Origin of the sequence: Paraglaciecola sp. (assembly GCF_039964565.1) — a bacterium.
Lineage (GTDB): Bacteria > Pseudomonadota > Gammaproteobacteria > Enterobacterales > Alteromonadaceae > Paraglaciecola.
Genome location: NZ_JBDVXF010000006.1, coordinates 52810 through 70485, shown reverse-complemented (window position 1 = coordinate 70485; position 17676 = coordinate 52810). Strand labels below are relative to the sequence as shown.

Sequence of the window (17676 nt, the reverse complement as noted above, 5' to 3'; positions counted from 1 at the left end):
AGAATGTTTACGCAACCTCAACTTGAATACTATTAGATTGACGAACTTTTTCGGCAAACAGCATATGTGGTTCGCGCTCTAGCAACAGGCATTGTTGCAATTTATCGCGATCTAAAATACTGACTCTACGTTTTTCCACCTCAATGACCTTTTCATTATGCAACTGGGTGAGCAGCCGACTAACGGTTTCAATCGCCATACCTAAATAATTGGCTATGTCTACGCGGGTCATACTCAAGTCAAATACGTTCCCAGACAGTCCTCTATCTTCAAATCGTGAAGATAAATTCAGTAAAAAAGAACCTAACCTTTGAGCTGAATTCATATGATTTAAACTGAGTAAAAACCTATCTTCATCATTTAGGGCATGGCTCATGCTCTGCAACATCTTGTGCCTGATGCTGGTCGAATTTGCCATAGCCTTATCCAACTCACCCAAGCCAATACGACACACACTGCTGGTTTCCAAGAATCGTATAGACTGTGCATGCTCACCATTATCAAATCCATCCAAACCAATTAAATCACCTGGGAAATAAAAGCTGCTAATTTGCTCACTACCGCTATTGGCAGTAATAGATGACTTTGCAGACCCACTTCGCAAAATATAAATCGCTTCAAAGGTTTGGCCCGCCGAAAATAATACATTCGACTTCTGGAAGACTTTATGTGACCTTAATCTAGGCTCTGCTTGCTTTTTGTCTGTTTGACCAAAACACATACCTGACATGACACAATGGTGGCAAAGCACTGAAGGCTGAATTGTATTTAACGACATTTTACGCTCCTCGAAGGTGTATCAATGTTGAGTAGACATTGATATAGATCAAGGTTAAATAGTAGATTGTTGATGGGCGGTGGGATATTCGTTATTTTGCGTAATTTACTTCGGAAAATACCTAGTTTAGTGTTCAAACAAGATTCCGTAGTTGCTCATCATCATGTAACACGCCGGCGTTACTATTTTTTTGTTTATCAAGCATGTCTTTAGTGACCAGTACAATACCATCCTTACTTATGCGAAAACCTCTCGCAATGTCTTGCTGTTTATCTACGCCAATCGTCATGCCCTGAGGAATTTGACACCCCGCATCAATAATTGCACGTTTAATCGTCACATGTTGTGCAATATCCACTTGAGGCAGGATAACTGATTGCTCAATATGACTAAACGAGTGAACATGAACATCTGAAAACAATAACGATTGGTCAATTTTAGCACCAGATATAATACAACCACCTGACACGGTTGAATCTACGGCGTATCCTCTGCGACCACCTTCATCATTAAAAATAAATTTTGCTGGAGGCGATTGTTTTTGATGGGTCCAGATAGGCCAATCTTGGTCGTAGATATTTAACTCTGGCGTAATATCAACAAGATCCATATTTGCCTGCCAAAATGAATCTAAGGTGCCCACATCTCGCCAATAGGGCGCGGTTTTTCCATCTGATGAACAAAATCTAAAGGCCATTACTTGATTGCTTTCAATCGCGGCTGGAATAATATCTCGACCAAAATCATGCTGTGATCCAATTTTCTTGGCGTCAGCGATTAATTGCTGAATAAGAAACTCGGTATTAAACACATAATTCCCCATAGAAGCCAAAGTGTGGTTAGGTTTATCTTTGAGCGGGCAAGGGTTTTCAGGCTTTTCGTGGAAATTGATGATCCGATTATGCTTGTCTACGCACATCACGCCAAACGTGCCAGCAGCGTCTTGAACCGGCATTTCAATGCAAGATACTGTCATGTCCGCACCACTTTCGACATGTTGAACTAACATATCACCGTAGTCCATTTTGTAAACATGATCGCCAGCTAATACCACTACGTATTTCGGCGCATGCTCTCGAATAAACTCAATGTTTTGATACAGCGCATCAGCTGTACCTTCATACCAATTGGACGAGTACTGCTGCGACGCAGGTAAAAGCTCTACGTATTCACCTAAGTCTCTATTTAAATGTCCCCAACCTCGGGACAGATGCCGAATCAGTGAATACGCTTTGTATTGTGTCATGACGCCGATTTGGCGGATCCCAGAGTTAATACAATTGGACAAAGGAAAATCGATTACTCTGAATTTCCCCCCAAAATGAATCGCTGGTTTTGCTTGATACTGAGTGAGTTCACACAGACGACTGCCCTTGCCTCCTGCAAGAATCAAAGCTAAGGTGTCTCGTGTTATTTGGCTGACATAACGACAATTGGAATGGACCATATTAACCACCTGCGACATAGTAGTAGAGTTTAAATTTTGATTGCCAAAACATCACACTTAACCCCATGCAATACTCCATTGGCGGTGGATCCTAACAACAGTTTTAAACCACTTTGGCCATGCGTGCCCATTACGATCAAATCTGCCTTTAATTGTTTAGATAGTTCATGAATTTCCTCGACTGGAGAACCAATAGGCGCATAGATTTGGTTTTCTGGTATGTGATGTTGTTTAGCTAATGCTATTAGCGTTTCTTTGGCGTTTTGTCGATTTTCGTTAACATAATCTGCGCCTACCCCAACACCATAAGACTCAAAATAAACATTGGGAAAAGTAACATAAATCAAGCTCAGCTGAGCTGGGTCCTGAACCAAACTCAAAGCTCGTTGTAACACTATTTTATGCTCAGAATAAATATCTAACGGGACTAAAATACTTTGGTAGTTTTGCATATTCAGTTTATCCTTGGTTTAATTTATTAACCATTACACTGGTAATTAAATTAAACCGCAAATAACCCGACTCACCTTGATCTGCATCAAATAGACCAGCAAATCATGATGAATACGTAAGAAAATTGTGATGAATATGTAAGGAAATTATTTCTCATTAGAGTGGCTAACTGTGCCGCTAGATATCATTTTTACCTCTGCATATTTATACCTTTGAAGGTATATAATGTTCTGTACATTTAAACATTAAATCAGTAAGTTATGTAGGTATTCGTTCGTAACTAAAATTTTGTCACTAAATCACTTAAAGGGTCCCAATGAGTTCTAAATTGGAACAAAAACTAGCAGAATTTCGTACCAATTTTGCTGCCGAGTTTGAAGACAAAATTACTGTACTTCACAAGTTGTGGTCACAAACTAAAACATCCCAATCGCTAGAGGCTATCAAACAGTTTAGGTTTGAAGTCCATAGTCTCAGAGGCTCTAGTGGCACGCTTAGTTTTACAACTCTGAGCGACAGACTCGGAATGATCGAAGCAGAAGTCACGCCTTGCGAAGAGCAAATCACTCAATTTAAACATATTATTCCCTTTATCGATCGACACATTGAATCGATGATTGAAGCTGCAGGAAAACATCCTAACCCTTTGTTAGAAATAGTAAAAACCTCAAATTCACTAGGAGAGTTGCGGGAGCCACAGAAAAAGAGTGACGAAAGCGATGCCCAGTCATATAGAGACATAAGAATAGCGTTAGTTGATGACAACGAAACCACATCAACGCTGCATACTAAATTGCTAGCCGGGTTCGGTTTTTCAATTAATCATTTCAATTCAATCGAAAAGCTTGATGAAGTATTTACTGAAGAAAGATTCAATCTAGTATTGCTTGATATTGATGACAGCAACTCCCACTCTGATGAAATCTTTGCTTACGCAAGTAAACTCAGAGCATTTGAAACCGACGTATTTGTGTTGTCCTCATCAACTTCGTTTGAAAATAGACTTGCCGCAGTTAGAGCCAGAGTAAATGAATACGTTCTAAAACCGCTTAGTATCACTACCTTAGTGTCTAAGATCCGTAAAAATTTCAAGTTAGATTTGACTAGGCCTTTTCGAATATTACTGTTAGATGATCAGGCCTCTGTAGGTGTTTTTTATAAATCTTTACTGGAGGACGATCATGTCGAGGTGCTTGCAATAAATAATGCTGAGTCAATTATGACTGAGTTAGAAGCATTTCACCCCGATGTTTTTTTGTTAGACATGCACATGCCTAACATCAGTGGATTAGAAATTGCGCGCATACTCCGTCAGCAATCGAAATACGATTACGTACCGATTATTTTTCTAACCGCAGATGAAGATATTAATATTAAGCTCGACGTTTTAGAGTGTGGTGCTGATGATGTTATCCCTAAAAATACCCCGCCCAATCTAATTGTACGACAAGTTGACAGTCGTATTCAGCGAGGACAGGAAATTCGCTATCTTGCATCGAGAGATAGCTTAACGGGGGTTCTCAACCACGGGCAAATCATGGATGCAGCAACTCACGCATTAAGACTTGCAGCACGGCAACATAACCCTACTGTTGTAGTAATGATTGATTTAGACCATTTTAAATCGGTCAATGATAAATATGGCCACGTGGCCGGCGATAAAGTACTGATAGCCCTAGGGCAATTATTATTGCAGTCTGTTCGCGATACCGACTATGTGGGTCGCTACGGTGGAGAAGAATTCATGGTGGTTTTTAGTGACTCAAATGCCGCTACCATTGAAGCTAAAATGAACAACATATTAAGAGCCTTTTCAGAAATCAATTTCACTGCAGCTGAAAAAACTTTTAATTGTAGTTTTAGTGCGGGTTTATCCACTTCAACTCGACACGAAAAACTTAGCGAGTTTATATCCTCAGCTGATGGGGCGTTATATAGAGCGAAAAAAGCCGGTAGAAGCCAAATTTTGATGGCGCCGTAGAGTATTCAAAGACTGTTAACGAATCACTAAGCGACTAGTTTTTATTCGCCACTCTATATTCTATGTAAACGCAATAGGTTTTATTTTTTCGATAATTTTTTGATTCTCGTACATATCTTTAAAGGCTTGGCCGAGTTTGTCACTTTCTGAAATAACCCTTTGCCAGTATTCTATTCTTTGCGCAGCAGGCATGGTTTCAAAGTCTTTTCGATCGGGGATCTTGCCATAAGGTAAACTCGCAATAAATTCATCAGAAGGCACTAACATAACGACATCATCGTAACTAGTAGCATGAGGAAGGCGTTTTTTAAGAGATTTATCGAACCAACCAGGCACAGGTTTTGGATAAAAATGAGGATAAAGTACTAAACCTTTTTGTGGTCCAAAAGTTAAATCAAAATGGTAATCAATGATACCGCCGTCTCTGTACATGCCTTTAGGGGCACCCTCAATATCCTTGACGCCTTCTATCACAATAGGAATAGACCCAGAAGCCATCAGTGCTTGAGGCAAATTAGTAGAGGTAAGTGGAACAGAGTATGACGGCATGTTGTTAGGATCGTGGAGTTTCAGATCCGAGTTAGGTGACGAAAACAAGTAACGTTGGTAAAATTTTTCTAGCCACTTGCGCTTTAATACGTTCGCACTAGCGCTGGCAATAAGCCCTGTCATTTGTATAGGTTTGGCTTCAAATTGTGTCAGTCCCTTACACTTTGCCACAATAAAATGCGCCTTAATAATGGGGTTGTTGACAATTTCCTGAGCACCATTTTCACCTAAAACGTATTCCAGCAGTGCCCTGCCCTTTTCTGTGATTTCCTTGGCTGTGGGTTTATCTGAATAGACGGTATGAGAATAACGCTCTGCTAAGCGATTAATAGCAGATAAGGGATCGTCTTGGGCAAAACAAGCAAACCGGAATGCACCTGCCGATGAGCCAATAATATTAAGAGGCCGACAACGACCAGCAAAAAACTCGGGAAAAACATAACGGTCCAAACCAGCTAAAACAAACCACTTGGGCCCCCCCGATGCACCCAACATATAATCAAATAAATCGGCACTAAACCCTTGTTGCTTGATACGTGCAAGGGCGTTTTTCCCAGCGTAAACATCTAAAACCTGCATAAACTTCCTTTAATAACTGCCATAAAAATTACCACGCAGCGGCCTAGTTTAACAACTTGCATAATAGATTCATCTAAATCAGCGTGAGCTGAACTAAAAATTGTATAAATCTTCAATATTGCTATTGATTCCATTACTTTTAGTCTCATAATTTTTCTGCAAATGATGTTATTTCAAGCATACAATTCGCTATCGAGTGATTTACAACCAGCTAGTTTTTATCTTTATATATCAGTAGATTAAGTAACATATAAATAAAACTGAACAGAGTTATCCACAGGAACAGTGGATAACCTAAGCTTGACATAATTACCTGTGACTGTTTTGCTATCACCTTCAAAAAATGGCGCGTCAGCGCACTAAAATAGACGGAGCGATCATGCAAATTCACTACTTTTTACCTCATCTATTTAAGTCTCTCGATTAATGGCAATATTTCGTTGCTTAGTAGAGCCCAATTCTCTGCCTGTTCACAACAAGGCCATCGATATACCCAGCCCACTAACTGGAAAAGTAATCCCGTTGGATGATGTTCCACATGCCCTGTTTAACGCGGGAATGTTTGGCGAAGGTATAGCCATTGCCCCGTCAGGATATCAAGTGGTCGCGCCTTTTTCTGGCACAATGCTGCAATTTTCAGAGCTTGCCAATCAATTGAGATTAAAAGCTAAAAATGGCTTACAACTGCAAATTCAGCTTGGGATTGATTCCCACCTTATGATGGGAGAAGGATTTAAGAGGTTTGCCAAACAAGGTGAATATTTTCAACAAGGGCAAATTCTTGCTGAGTTCAATTTGCTAAAAATGAAACAAACCTTGCCCAGTATTCTGTGCCCCATTACTGTGCTAAATAGTGATAAAATTAAGGGCCTACAACCACACTATTTTCAAGTTATTGCTGGTGAAGACAGTGTGATGACGGTTTACATATAATTTAGGAATAATACTGAACGAAAAGCATCGCTTGTTTGCTTTACCTGCCTATATCTTTATCGCTATAGTTAGCCGATTGAATTTTAAATTGATGAATAGGACTCCATGACCACTACCCTGTACGGCATTAAAAACTGCGACACCATTAAAAAAGCACGCCTGTGGTTATCCACAAACGAAATTGAATATACCTTCCATGATTACCGACTAGACGGCTTAGATGCAAGTTGGCTAGCTCAAGCAGAACAAGCGTTGGGCTGGGAATTAATGCTCAATAAGCGCGGCACCACTTTTCGGCAATTAAGTGAAGAGCAGAAACAAAGCGTAGACAAAACCGCTGCTTTGGCTTTAATGCTGGAATATCCAGCCATGATTAAACGCCCTATTCTTATCCACGACGGCACCTACTCCATCGGTTTTAAAGCCCAACAATACACTGAGGTCTTTCAATGAGCCGCACACTTGACCTCACCAAAGAGTTGATTAATCGAAAATCCGTCACCCCTGAAGATGCGGGCTGTCAGGATTTGATGGCGAGTATCCTTGAGCCGCTAGGTTTTGAAGTAGAAGATCTCACCTTTGCTGATACTAAAAACATCTGGGCGCGTAAAGGTACCCAAGGACCAGTATTTTGTTTTGCCGGGCACACAGACGTAGTGCCTTCAGGTCCAGAACAGAACTGGCAAACTCCCCCTTTCGAAGCCACCGAAAAAGACGGCTATATTCATGGTCGTGGAGCCGCCGATATGAAAGGCAGTTTGGCCGCCATGTTGGTAGCAACTGAAAACTTTGTTAATGCCAATCCGCAACATAAAGGCTCGATTGCGTTTTTGATCACGAGTGATGAAGAAGGGCCATTTATTAATGGCACCACTAAGGTGATTGATACCTTAGAAGCTCGCAACGAAAAAATAACCTGGTGTTTAGTGGGTGAGCCTTCCAGCACAGAGCAACTCGGTGATATTGTCAAAAATGGCCGTAGAGGTTCGCTTACAGGTGATTTGTTGGTTAAAGGCATTCAAGGTCACGTAGCCTACCCTCACTTAGCAAGAAATCCGATTCATGAGTCTACGTTGGCATTGGCAGAATTAGCCAATACACAGTGGGACAAAGGCAATGCGTTTTTCCCCGCTACTAGTTTTCAAATCTCCAATATTAATGGTGGTACTGGAGCTGGTAATGTCATCCCAGGAGAATTAAAGGTTTGTTTTAACTTTAGGTTTTCTACTGAAGTGACAGATCAACAATTGATTGCCAGAACCCTTCAAGTATTGGATGCCCATAAACTGGATTACGATATCGACTGGACCTTTAATGGCCAGCCTTTCTTAACCGATTCAGGCAAATTGGTAGAAGCCACACAACAAGCCATTAAACACTGCACCGGTAGAGACACCACTTTGTCTACCGCTGGAGGCACATCTGATGGGCGCTTTATTGCACCAACCGGTGCTCAAGTAATTGAGTTGGGTCCGGTCAATGCCACAATTCATAAAATTGATGAGTGTGTGAAAATAGCCGATCTCGATGTACTCACTGACGTTTATCAAGATATTTTGCAACGGCTACTCGCGTGATCACTCAAGCACACGCACTAGGAAAGGATGAAAACCTATTAGTCGAATGCCAAAATGGTTTTCGACTATTACCTGAAGTGTGCGTTGCTTTTAAGCACATGCAAGCTGCTGCCGCTCAAGACAAGGTTGACCTGCAAATTGTTAGCAGTTACCGCGGTTTTCAGCGGCAATTACAGATTTGGAATAACAAATGGTCTGGTAACACAACCTTATTAGACGCCAATGAAAATACCTTAAATGCCGCGACGCTGACTGACCTTGAAAAACTACAGACTATCCTCACTTGGTCGGCTTTACCCGGTGCTAGCCGCCATCACTGGGGCACAGACATAGACGTATACGACAAAAAATCAGTTGAAAGCCGTCAGCATAAATTTCAGTTGGTTTGCAGCGAATACGACAACGGGCCCTGTACTGAGCTCAATAACTGGCTAAATCAATATGCCAGTGATTTTGGTTTTAGTAGACCTTTCGCAGAATTCAAAGGCGGTATTGCTAGAGAGCCTTGGCACCTTAGTTTTGAGTCTAGCGCTGAAAAAATGCGTACTCTGGTTAACGAAGCGACGCTACTACACAATCTGACTGAGTCAAATATTTTGGGCATTCAGAGTATTGTGGATAACATGCAGATGATTTTTCAACGCTACGTACTAAACAAAGGATAAATATGAATATTTGGCTCTTAGTGGCAATAATCGTTTTAGTCTTAGGTCTAATTATCGGCAACATACTGTTGCTTAAACAAAGTGCCAAACAAACACTACCCAAACCTAAAAATGATAACAACGCATCGTATGATCGTTTTGAAGACAAGGATGACTGACCCCGTGTTAACATTAGTAGAGGCCGAATGAAAATTTTGCTTTTAGCTAACAAAGATATTGCTAGTAATTTGGCCTTAAACACCCTTTTTAGAACCATTAATGGGCAACATAAATTTCAAATATTACTGTCTTCATCTGTTGGCAAAAGTAATAAAAACAAGCCTGAAGCGCTAAAAGATTTGGCTTTTTTTGAGCAAGATTTATTTAACAAAATACTCTTTCCCGGATTGCGAAAAAACGCTTCGCCGTTGGCTGGTAAATGTCTGAGTTTTGCTGGGTTTAACACAAGTGGAATAACAGTCTCTGAGGTTCAATCGATAAACTGTGAGGCTGGACGACAAACAATTCATGCTTTTGCTCCCGACCTAATTGTTTCAATTCGCTTTGGATTAATTCTGCAACCTGCTGTCATTAGTATTCCCACATTTGGTGTTATCAATTTACACTCAGGTGAACTTCCTAAATACCGAGGTGTCATGGCAACCTTTAGAGCCATGCAACAAAATGACACTGAATGTGGCACTACCCTGCATTATATTAACGACAGTGGCATAGACAGCGGTGAAATCATCACCATTAGTAAACAACCCTTGGATTATAAGCGGTCTTTTCTTCACAACACTTTATCCCTTTACGAAAAAGGAATTAGAGATGTGGTGAAAGCCATTACCGAGATAGAAAACACAGGAAAATGTAGTAGTTACCCTGTCAATTCAAAGGGAAACTACTTTTCATTTCCCTCGGAGCAAGAACTCGAAGACTTCAAACGAAAAGGCCTCAATCTATACGAATATCAAGATGTTATTGATATCGCGCATACCTATTTCTGAAGAGAAAAGTACGCTTGGCGTTACCATCCAGAAGTTTTGCCTTGATCCCTATAAGCTCCAATTTTCATAAATTAAACCAAAGCTCTATAACAATCCCCTGATTTAACTCTTTTTTATAGACTTAATTGCACTAGGCGATGCTTTTATTTTGGTTCCATATTGTTTGCACAATTGGTTGTTATAGTTTGCTTTCAATGTTTCAAATATTAAATTAAAGGCTCTGTTAACGATGAAAACATCCATACTAACCAAGTACGCAAGCGTGTTATTGCTTTGCACTATGTTAGGAGCTTGTGGCTCCGACTCTTCCTCTAATGACGACGAAGTAGTCGTTGTAGAAAATACCTCCCCCTCTGTAGATGCGGGAACAGCTCAAACTGTTGACATAGCTTCTGTGGTCACCCTAACCGCCACAATTGCCGATGACGATAGCAATTATACCATTGCTTGGACTCAATCCTCAGGTACTGACGTCACCTTAAGCGACAGCACATCTGCAAACACTACTTTTACTGCACCTACAGTGAGTGAAAATGAAACCTTAGTATTTGAGGTGTCTGTGAATGATGGCGTCAATGACGAGGTCACCGATTCAGTAGCAGTGACGGTCGAAGTTGCAGATACTACCACTGCCACAAGTGATATCTGGATAATCAATGAAACAGATACAGTTTCAACCAATATCACCGACGCAAGTACCGGTGTAGGCATATTAGTAGATGTGCAGTCAGTTACCGAAGAAACGGTTGATGGCACTGACTATACTGTGGTTAACACCCAAGGCATTCCAAAATATGATGTGACTATTACGCAAGAAATGGTTGATACGCTAAATGCCCGTCCAAAAGCAGGCTCAGATTTCATTTCTGGTGCAACGACTGCTGTTGCAGGTGATTTAGTCGAGTTCGGAGCTGATATTGGTTACATCAGTACAGGCGACAATTGTGATACGACAGGCGGCTTCGGTTACTGGCCTAAAGGCCCTGCATGCCCACAAGCGGATCCAAGAGAAGTATATCTCCCAACTGAGCCTACCCCCACAACTGAGGTGTGTGAAAACGGCTTAGGTAAAGTTGGTCTAATGGTCAACGGTAGCTCTATTTATAACTGGGGCGATGGAATGAGTTGGGCGCAAGACGGTACGTGGTTAAACTTAGCACCTGTTGCTGAACAATATGATGTAGACGTCTGTGGTGGTCACTCTGCTAATGGTGATTATCATCACCATTTCTATACCAGTTGTTTAGCGACCCTATTAGAAGACAACGGTGATAAGCATTCTCCCATTTATGGCTATGCCGCTGATGGCTACCCTATTTATGGCCCTTGGCAAAGTAGCGGTGTTTTAGCGACCAGTTCGTGGACCACTCGTGATTACTCATCATCCACTTCAGAAACAGGTTGTGATGACGGCGCACGAAGCTGCACCATGGTGGATGCATATGATGTATCCCTTGGCACGGAACCCGCAACCCCAGGACCTGCTTTTGATGAAACGGTCAGTACCTTGTCAGGCAATGAGTTAATCGCTACCAATGGTTATTTTTATGATGATTATTACTGGAACAGCGAATTAACTGCGTTAGGTGGCGAGTACCTTGACCAATATAATGCACATTCAGATGATGAACGTGGTTATCACTATCATATTACGTTAAGCGATGATGGTGACGGTACATACTCTCCTGCATTTCCTTATGTGATTGGACTACGTTTCGCGGGTGAACTAAAGGATAATGCCGTCGCGTCATGTAGTACTGACGATGACCGTGGAATGATGGGACCTCCTCCTTAGACATCAATTGAATCGCATTTTTTTAATGGTTGCTCTTAGGGCTGCCATTAAATTTATTACGGTAGAACAGGTTATAATATTACTCACTAAATCAAGTAAAGATTGACTATGAAATTAAACAAATACGGATGCTTGATCTTGGCACTAATACTATTTAGTGCATTATCGCTAGCAGCAACCACTGAAATTCATCAACATAAATCAAGAGAAATAGGACCTGACACCCCTATTCCCAAAATAGAATTAACTGTTTTTAGGGATCTGATGGACGGTGTAAATGTGCATGTTGAAGTCGCTAATTATGTACTAAATGCCCCCGATTTGGCGACTAGCAATGGTGTATCTGCAGAGGGATTTTTACAAGGCCATGCCCACGTTTTTGTGAATGGCAGCAAACGACAAAGGCTCTACGGTAAAGATATTCATATCCCTAAAACATGGTTAAAAGACGGGGTGAATCAAGTCGCCATTTCGTTAAATAGCCATCAACATGAAAACTGGGTATCGAATGAACACAACATTGTAGGTTCGATATTTTTAGATCTGTCTAAAGAACAATTGGTACTTCACAACTTTACATCTCAACCGATAGAAGACCCACATGCTCATCATTAGGTGAGCATACTTTAAACTTTTGTAACGTCGCATCCATATGATTATAAAAAACTAAATATCGAAAACACTGATTTGCTATGGGCAACACCCACAATGTAGCAATAAATTAACACACCACCCAACAGACCAATCCAACGCCGAATTTCAGTGTTTCCCCAGCGGATCATGACCAACCCAAAGCCAATATAGAATAATAGCGCAACCAATTTTGCTAAAAGCCAATGTTGTGTGACAGGTGAAATATTCCAATATAGCACCATTAATAACCCGCTAAATAATAGGCAAGTATCAATTAGGTGAGGCAATCTTTTTGTAACCCTATGATGTCTTGCTGGGTTATCCAAAATCACCAACACACCTCGCAAAATAAACCCCACCCCAGTGGCATAAGCGCAGAAAACATGAAGCATTTTCAAAGTAAACATAGTATTTAGGACTCCAGGAGCCTAACAATGGATATATTAGGTGTCTTTGTTATTTGCAGTTTCTACAGCACTAACACTTTGCATATGGGGATTTTAGGAGCGCTTTTTTAGCGAGAAAAATTCCCACCAAGATGTTTTTGTTAGCTATTCTTATTGCCAAACTCTAAGCCAAACTCACGTACCAGCTTATCCAGTTTAATTTTATTTTGAGGGTTGATAATAGTTTGGTAAATCCACGTATAGTATTCGTTAGTAGACAAATTTTGAATAGCTTTTTCATGACCAACTAACTCCGATAACGCTACAAACTCTAAATAACAAACAACAATATGTGAAAGAGTGCCACCTTTTGAACCACTTCCCAGTGGACGCTCAAACTGTACATCTGGAAACTCATTGTAAATGGCTTCCCTAAATTCATTTTTAGAACCTTTGCCGTTCATTATTACGTGCCAATGAAACTGCTCATGAAGAAATGAAGATAGAAGTTTAATATTGCTACCTAAGTACTCTTTCTGAGTGCTCATGGTTAAAACAGGATGGCTATGTGGTGTTTTCGCATTCTTATCAACCTCAACTTTATTGGTGTAAATCCAAGGTGATAAGTCATATTTAATTAGAAGTGACTCAAGATCGCGTTTTATTTTAAGCTCATTATCTGAATTATTTACTGTTGTGATTGATATATCCGCCAGTGAAGAAAATGACAAAATCAAACAAATCGTAGTTAAAAATTTAATGTACATACCCATCCTTGATTGAATAGCTAACGCCCCAATACGCCGACGAAAAGAGCGCAACGAGTTGAGGTTGGAATAATTGGATTGTTATATTTCACTTAACTCCCCAGTCTCGTTCAATATTGGTTGCGCCCAACGGTAAAATTCTGATGTATCGTTAAACCAAGGCCATAATCCATCTGTTGTAGGCCAAATCATTTGCAGTACGTCAAAATCATCTCCTTCCATTACTTTCAGAACGTGACAACCAAATTCTTCAATATCGCTTAAAGCTTTTCTATCCCCTTCGTCCACCTAATCTCTCCGTGAAATATAACTACTTAGTGATTATACGGCACGTAGTGTGTGACTAATAATCATCTTGTTGGGCAAAGTCGAGACCTTGACCTTAAATTTTTTGGTATTCTTTATGCTAATGGAATTTGTTTTTGAAAGGAATAGCGGAGCTTGTATCAAGGGCAAGTTTATTCGCAAACATATCTGCCACTAGGTGCGATGTTTTCATGTTAAACACGTACTGCTCATCATTTTATTGCCTCTTTATCTTGTTTTTCAAGCTGCAGGCCATCCTGTGGTTGTTCAAATTTATTCCAGAAAAATTTGTGCTTACTTTTTGCTGCTGTAGGCAAAAAGTAAGTCGCATCGAAGGGATTCGGTGTGAAAACGGCCATGCGAACTCCGCCCGGGAATGCAGAGCGCAGCCGATGCTTTTATCTCGTAAAAACCATCAAGCTGACGCCACGCGGGATGAAAATCCCCGCTAGGGTCTAACTAAAAAACCTACAAATCAACATACCGAATAGCAGTACCACTAATACTTACCATCAACATACTGCCGCCCTTACCTACCACTTCATAATCAATATCAATGCCAATCACTGCGTTGGCACCGATTGAACGGGCTTCGTGTTCTAACTCCTGAAATCCAATTTTTCGGGCTTTAGTTAATTCGTCTTCGTAGGCGCCTGAACGCCCACCTACTATGTCGCGTATTGAAGCAAAAATATCTTTGAACAAGTTAGCGCCCATCACGGCTTCGCCAACCACTATACCTAAATATTGTTCAATTTTTTTGCCTTCCAATTGATTCGTTGTGGTGACTATCATCTGTCTTTCCTTGTTTCAATTTCAGTTTTAATTAGGTTAACTTGTTCTACCAACTGAGCATCAGAATAAGCCTTAAATGGCGCCTGCCCCCAAATGGGGTTAGGCCAACTAATGTCGCTTTGGTAACGCACAATATGGTGTAAATGTAACTGAGGCACCATATTACCCAGCGCTGCAATATTCAACTTATCAGGTGTAAACAAATGTTTAAGGGCGCGACTTACTAGAGCTGACTCTTGCCATAGCGTTTGCTGTTGGTGATCACTCAGGTCAATCACATCTTGAATATCGGCCAAGCGAGGAACCAAAATGACCCAAGGATAGTTGGCGTCTTTTATAATTCTTAGAGTACACAACGGCAAATCCAACACAAACTCACTGTCTTTGTGTAACTGTGGATGTAATACAAACGTATTCATAATGACCTTATATCTGGGTTGGAATAACGGTTAACAATGCACGTTGCCCAATTTCAACATTGGCGTTAGGAAACACAATCGCTTCGCCGTCATATTGTGCTCGATACTCCTTGCCACTTTCAAATGCTAACAGGTGATTTTTAGGAAAGTTACTGAAATTGGGGGTTTCTAATGCAAAATTAAGTTCAAAATCAGCTTGTTGTTTATTAATGACTTGATTCACCTTATAAATCAAAAAGTCGTCAGAACAATAATTTTTGAGCTTTAGATCCTCACCACAAATTAACGCGGTAAGGGTGGCCATTACCTCGCGAAAGTTTCGCATGTTATTTTGTCCAAACGGCATAACCTTGCCCAACTCTACTGTAAAAGCATGAGCATTAAACTCATTGCTAGAATAATAACTAAAAGTGGTGGTGGGGCTACCAGACAATAAAATAGTATTCACACCACAAGCTAGCAAAATTTGTAGTTGGTATTTGTCCCAGGCTTTGCCATTTAAGAATGGATACACAGCAAACTTGTCGTTTTTAGACGCGCGAATAGCGGTGTGTAAATCATAATGAAAACGCTCTCGTTGTTGTTGGATTTCAATATCGAGATAAAAGTGTTTTACCGCCTCTTCCAACTGCTTTGCACGGCGCCTTTCGTCATTCATTTTCTGCCCTGGTGCCAGATTATTATGCTCACCACTAAACAGGCGATTCATATTTTCTTCGACAAAACGCTCTGCGATGTCCATCGCAGGCAAATTACCAAATAAAAATAAGGTTCGTTGTTTAACGACCTTTTTACCCGTCAAAATATCCCTAACTAAATCATCACATATCTCGATAGGAGCGGTTTCGTTACCATGTACCCCACAAGAAATCACAATATCTTTGGTATTTTCAGTTATAGGTTCAAAACGAATAATCCCCTCTGCTATCACCGTAACTTGCGTATGGGTGTCGAGAAGAAATTGAAAAGCACGTGAAAAACGTGAAGCAGTAGTCCGCGATAACGCCAAAAAATTACCCTGTTGTGTTAGCTCTTGGATAGTATCTTGAATAGACGTGTTGGTTTGTATTTGCATAACGAATTAGTGGTGACCTCAGAATTTATTTCTAAAACCTTAATGTTACGCTAAAGCGCGTGTTAACTCTCCACTTTTGCTTACAAGTTAGATGTCACTACAACCAATTAAGCAAGGTGATGTTGGCGAATTAAAGATGTCCCCACCGCGAGATCTTTACTGGCTAACTCAACAAACTCATGCATAGGTAACGCTTTAGAAAATAGGTAGCCTTGACCTGATAAAACCCCAATTTCACGAAGAATATGCAAGTGCTGAATACTCTCAATGCCCTCCGCTATTAACTGACATTTTGCGGCTTCAGCAATCAACTTACTGGCCTCCACTATCGCTCGATTAACTGGGCTTTCGTCAATTTGCATAATAAACGATTTATCAATCTTTATCGTATCAATCTCAATATCACGCAAATAAGCAAGGTTAGAGTACCCTTTACCAAAATCGTCGATGGCAATGGTTGCTCCAAGCGCTCGAATTTGTGATAGTTGCTTTTTAACTAGGATTGAATTTGATAAAGCGACATCTTCAGTCAATTCCAATTCAAATTGTGATAGTTCTACTTGATGTTTTTTTGACATTTTTCTGAGGTTACTTGCAAACTTCAAATCGTACAATTGCGAAGGCGACATATTCACCGCAATTTTCAAAGGTAACCCCAAACTATTAAGGTGTGCGGCACTAACGAAGGCTTGTTCTAATACCCAATATCCTAACTCGTTCATCATATTGTATGATTCAGCTGCTTCTATCAGGGCACCAGGAAAAATCAAACCATCTAATGGGTGATTCCAACGTAATAAACACTCAGCACCAATGATATGTAACGTACTTAATTCAATTTTAGGTTGAAAGTAAATTTCTAATTCATTCTGATCTAAAGCTCGGGTGATATCCGCTTTTAACGCTAATGCTCTACCCGATGGATTATGGGTGGAATTTTGTGCATATTGAAAATTATCAAATTTATTGTCTTTGGCCTGTTTTAAAGCACTTTCGGCCAAAGAAAAGAAACTATTGATATCAGTGTTGTTTTTAGGATTAGTTGCTGAACCAACATTAAAATCAGCTATAAAAGCGTGATCATCACATTGAATAGGAATTTTGAAATGCTGCACTAAATGTGTATAAAAATCATATAGCTGATTCTGCGGGTGAGCCCCCGTCAACACCAAACCAAAAACATCACCACTAATTCGACCAAAAATTGCGTTGTCGTTAAACAAAAATGCAATTCGATTAGCAATTTCTAATAATACTCTGTCACCATATTCGTAACCAAAGCTGCTACTGACATCCGAAAAACGGACAATATCAATTAATAATATAGATTGCTCAGTATCTACTTTAAGAAGCTGCTCTATTTCCCCCAAAAAGACATACCTATTGGGAATGGTTATTAATGACTCATGCTGCATTAAAAAAGATTGCCTTACTAGTGATTCAGGGTCAGATATCGATACCCCAGCTAAATCCCTTTACCTTTAATAATAATTTATCGGCATAGAGCCGATAATCTTGAGTAAATTATTACACATTTTTACTAATAAAA

General features: G+C 40.3%; 21 protein-coding genes. 9 read left to right on the top strand and 12 right to left on the bottom strand.

The window, feature by feature from the left end:
- Positions 1-7: 7 nt before the first annotated feature.
- From ABJK37_RS03320 to ABJK37_RS03310, 3 genes are all read right to left on the bottom strand, one after another.
- A complete protein-coding gene (locus tag ABJK37_RS03320) occupies positions 8-778 on the bottom strand; it encodes a helix-turn-helix domain-containing protein (RefSeq protein WP_348350094.1) in 771 nt (256 codons plus the stop codon).
- A 133-nt stretch (positions 779-911) separates the two neighbouring features.
- On the bottom strand, positions 912-2225 hold the full coding sequence (gene glgC / locus ABJK37_RS03315; protein WP_348350092.1) for a glucose-1-phosphate adenylyltransferase: 1314 nt from the start codon (positions 2223-2225) through the stop codon (positions 912-914).
- Positions 2226-2254: 29 nt separating this feature from the next.
- The gene (locus ABJK37_RS03310) at positions 2255-2677 is read right to left on the bottom strand and encodes a universal stress protein (protein WP_348350090.1); all 423 of its coding nucleotides are present in this window, start codon (positions 2675-2677) and stop codon (positions 2255-2257) included.
- Positions 2678-2994: 317 nt separating this feature from the next.
- Between ABJK37_RS03310 and ABJK37_RS03305 the strand changes: the two genes are divergently transcribed.
- Entirely contained in the window at positions 2995-4659 is a 1665-nt protein-coding gene (locus ABJK37_RS03305; RefSeq protein WP_348350088.1) for a diguanylate cyclase, read from the top strand.
- A gap of 60 nt (positions 4660-4719) precedes the next feature.
- Here the strand turns inward: ABJK37_RS03305 and ABJK37_RS03300 are convergent, their stop codons facing one another.
- Entirely contained in the window at positions 4720-5787 is a 1068-nt protein-coding gene (locus ABJK37_RS03300; protein ID WP_348350086.1) for a patatin-like phospholipase family protein, read from the bottom strand.
- A gap of 426 nt (positions 5788-6213) precedes the next feature.
- Here ABJK37_RS03300 and ABJK37_RS03295 point away from each other — a divergent pair, with 426 nt between their 5' ends.
- The 8 genes from ABJK37_RS03295 to ABJK37_RS03260 all read left to right on the top strand — a co-directional run bounded on the left by ABJK37_RS03295 (position 6214) and on the right by ABJK37_RS03260 (position 12361).
- Positions 6214-6720, top strand: a complete 507-nt coding sequence (locus ABJK37_RS03295) for a PTS glucose transporter subunit IIA (RefSeq protein ID WP_348350084.1) — start codon at positions 6214-6216, stop codon at positions 6718-6720.
- Positions 6721-6825: 105 nt separating this feature from the next.
- Positions 6826-7173 (top strand): ArsC family reductase, encoded by a 348-nt coding sequence (locus tag ABJK37_RS03290; RefSeq protein WP_348350082.1) that lies wholly within the window; start codon positions 6826-6828, stop codon positions 7171-7173.
- On the top strand, positions 7170-8297 hold the full coding sequence (dapE, locus tag ABJK37_RS03285; protein ID WP_348350080.1) for a succinyl-diaminopimelate desuccinylase: 1128 nt from the start codon (positions 7170-7172) through the stop codon (positions 8295-8297). Before ABJK37_RS03290 ends, dapE begins: the two co-directional genes overlap by 4 nt.
- Positions 8294-8962, top strand: coding sequence for a M15 family metallopeptidase (locus ABJK37_RS03280; RefSeq protein ID WP_348350078.1), 669 nt, complete (start codon positions 8294-8296; stop codon positions 8960-8962). The genes dapE and ABJK37_RS03280 overlap by 4 nt, the downstream gene beginning before the upstream one ends.
- A gap of 2 nt (positions 8963-8964) precedes the next feature.
- Entirely contained in the window at positions 8965-9120 is a 156-nt protein-coding gene (locus ABJK37_RS03275; protein WP_348350076.1) for a DUF2897 family protein, read from the top strand.
- Between the two features lie 27 nt (positions 9121-9147).
- The gene (locus ABJK37_RS03270; RefSeq protein WP_348350074.1) at positions 9148-9951 is read left to right on the top strand and encodes a formyl transferase; all 804 of its coding nucleotides are present in this window, start codon (positions 9148-9150) and stop codon (positions 9949-9951) included.
- A gap of 229 nt (positions 9952-10180) precedes the next feature.
- On the top strand, positions 10181-11746 hold the full coding sequence (locus tag ABJK37_RS03265; protein ID WP_348350072.1) for a YHYH protein: 1566 nt from the start codon (positions 10181-10183) through the stop codon (positions 11744-11746).
- Between the two features lie 108 nt (positions 11747-11854).
- A complete protein-coding gene (locus ABJK37_RS03260; RefSeq protein WP_348350070.1) occupies positions 11855-12361 on the top strand; it encodes a hypothetical protein in 507 nt (168 codons plus the stop codon).
- 41 nt (positions 12362-12402) lie between these two features.
- Here ABJK37_RS03260 and ABJK37_RS03255 read toward each other — a convergent pair whose 3' ends face one another.
- The 8 genes from ABJK37_RS03255 to ABJK37_RS03220 form a co-directional block, all read right to left on the bottom strand.
- On the bottom strand, positions 12403-12786 hold the full coding sequence (locus ABJK37_RS03255) for a SirB2 family protein (protein WP_348350068.1): 384 nt from the start codon (positions 12784-12786) through the stop codon (positions 12403-12405).
- A 140-nt stretch (positions 12787-12926) separates the two neighbouring features.
- Positions 12927-13532 carry a hypothetical protein gene (locus ABJK37_RS03250; RefSeq protein ID WP_348350066.1) on the bottom strand — a complete coding sequence of 202 codons (606 nt, stop codon included), beginning with the start codon at positions 13530-13532 and terminating at the stop codon, positions 12927-12929.
- Between the two features lie 81 nt (positions 13533-13613).
- Positions 13614-13820, bottom strand: coding sequence for a hypothetical protein (locus ABJK37_RS03245; protein ID WP_348350064.1), 207 nt, complete (start codon positions 13818-13820; stop codon positions 13614-13616).
- A 230-nt stretch (positions 13821-14050) separates the two neighbouring features.
- Positions 14051-14197, bottom strand: a complete 147-nt coding sequence (locus ABJK37_RS03240; RefSeq protein WP_348350062.1) for a hypothetical protein — start codon at positions 14195-14197, stop codon at positions 14051-14053.
- Positions 14198-14306: 109 nt separating this feature from the next.
- Positions 14307-14633: a heavy metal-binding domain-containing protein gene (locus ABJK37_RS03235; RefSeq protein WP_215933431.1), complete on the bottom strand. Its 327-nt coding sequence runs from the start codon at positions 14631-14633 to the stop codon at positions 14307-14309.
- Positions 14630-15052, bottom strand: a complete 423-nt coding sequence (locus ABJK37_RS03230; protein WP_348350059.1) for an HIT domain-containing protein — start codon at positions 15050-15052, stop codon at positions 14630-14632. Before ABJK37_RS03230 ends, ABJK37_RS03235 begins: the two co-directional genes overlap by 4 nt.
- Positions 15053-15059: 7 nt before the next feature.
- A complete protein-coding gene (astE, locus tag ABJK37_RS03225; protein ID WP_348350057.1) occupies positions 15060-16127 on the bottom strand; it encodes a succinylglutamate desuccinylase in 1068 nt (355 codons plus the stop codon).
- Positions 16128-16234: 107 nt separating this feature from the next.
- The gene (locus ABJK37_RS03220) at positions 16235-17542 is read right to left on the bottom strand and encodes a bifunctional diguanylate cyclase/phosphodiesterase (protein WP_348350055.1); all 1308 of its coding nucleotides are present in this window, start codon (positions 17540-17542) and stop codon (positions 16235-16237) included.
- Positions 17543-17676 lie beyond the last annotated feature (134 nt).

Bases quoted from the DNA above. Each gene is read 5' to 3' on its own strand.
- ABJK37_RS03320 (WP_348350094.1), bottom strand. From the start codon at position 778: ATGTCGTTAAATACAATTCAGCCTTCAGTGCTTTGCCACCATTGTGTC.
- glgC (WP_348350092.1), bottom strand. From the start codon at position 2,225: ATGGTCCATTCCAATTGTCGTTATGTCAGCCAAATAACACGAGACACC.
- ABJK37_RS03310 (WP_348350090.1), bottom strand. From the start codon at position 2,677: ATGCAAAACTACCAAAGTATTTTAGTCCCGTTAGATATTTATTCTGAG.
- ABJK37_RS03305 (WP_348350088.1), top strand. From the start codon at position 2,995: ATGAGTTCTAAATTGGAACAAAAACTAGCAGAATTTCGTACCAATTTT.
- ABJK37_RS03300 (WP_348350086.1), bottom strand. From the start codon at position 5,787: ATGCAGGTTTTAGATGTTTACGCTGGGAAAAACGCCCTTGCACGTATC.
- ABJK37_RS03295 (WP_348350084.1), top strand. From the start codon at position 6,214: ATGGCAATATTTCGTTGCTTAGTAGAGCCCAATTCTCTGCCTGTTCAC.
- ABJK37_RS03290 (WP_348350082.1), top strand. From the start codon at position 6,826: ATGACCACTACCCTGTACGGCATTAAAAACTGCGACACCATTAAAAAA.
- dapE (WP_348350080.1), top strand. From the start codon at position 7,170: ATGAGCCGCACACTTGACCTCACCAAAGAGTTGATTAATCGAAAATCC.
- ABJK37_RS03275 (WP_348350076.1), top strand. From the start codon at position 8,965: ATGAATATTTGGCTCTTAGTGGCAATAATCGTTTTAGTCTTAGGTCTA.
- ABJK37_RS03270 (WP_348350074.1), top strand. From the start codon at position 9,148: ATGAAAATTTTGCTTTTAGCTAACAAAGATATTGCTAGTAATTTGGCC.
- ABJK37_RS03265 (WP_348350072.1), top strand. From the start codon at position 10,181: ATGAAAACATCCATACTAACCAAGTACGCAAGCGTGTTATTGCTTTGC.
- ABJK37_RS03260 (WP_348350070.1), top strand. From the start codon at position 11,855: ATGAAATTAAACAAATACGGATGCTTGATCTTGGCACTAATACTATTT.
- ABJK37_RS03255 (WP_348350068.1), bottom strand. From the start codon at position 12,786: ATGTTTACTTTGAAAATGCTTCATGTTTTCTGCGCTTATGCCACTGGG.
- ABJK37_RS03250 (WP_348350066.1), bottom strand. From the start codon at position 13,532: ATGTACATTAAATTTTTAACTACGATTTGTTTGATTTTGTCATTTTCT.
- ABJK37_RS03240 (WP_348350062.1), bottom strand. From the start codon at position 14,197: ATGGCCGTTTTCACACCGAATCCCTTCGATGCGACTTACTTTTTGCCT.
- ABJK37_RS03235 (WP_215933431.1), bottom strand. From the start codon at position 14,633: ATGATAGTCACCACAACGAATCAATTGGAAGGCAAAAAAATTGAACAA.
- ABJK37_RS03230 (WP_348350059.1), bottom strand. From the start codon at position 15,052: ATGAATACGTTTGTATTACATCCACAGTTACACAAAGACAGTGAGTTT.
- astE (WP_348350057.1), bottom strand. From the start codon at position 16,127: ATGCAAATACAAACCAACACGTCTATTCAAGATACTATCCAAGAGCTA.
- ABJK37_RS03220 (WP_348350055.1), bottom strand. From the start codon at position 17,542: ATGCAGCATGAGTCATTAATAACCATTCCCAATAGGTATGTCTTTTTG.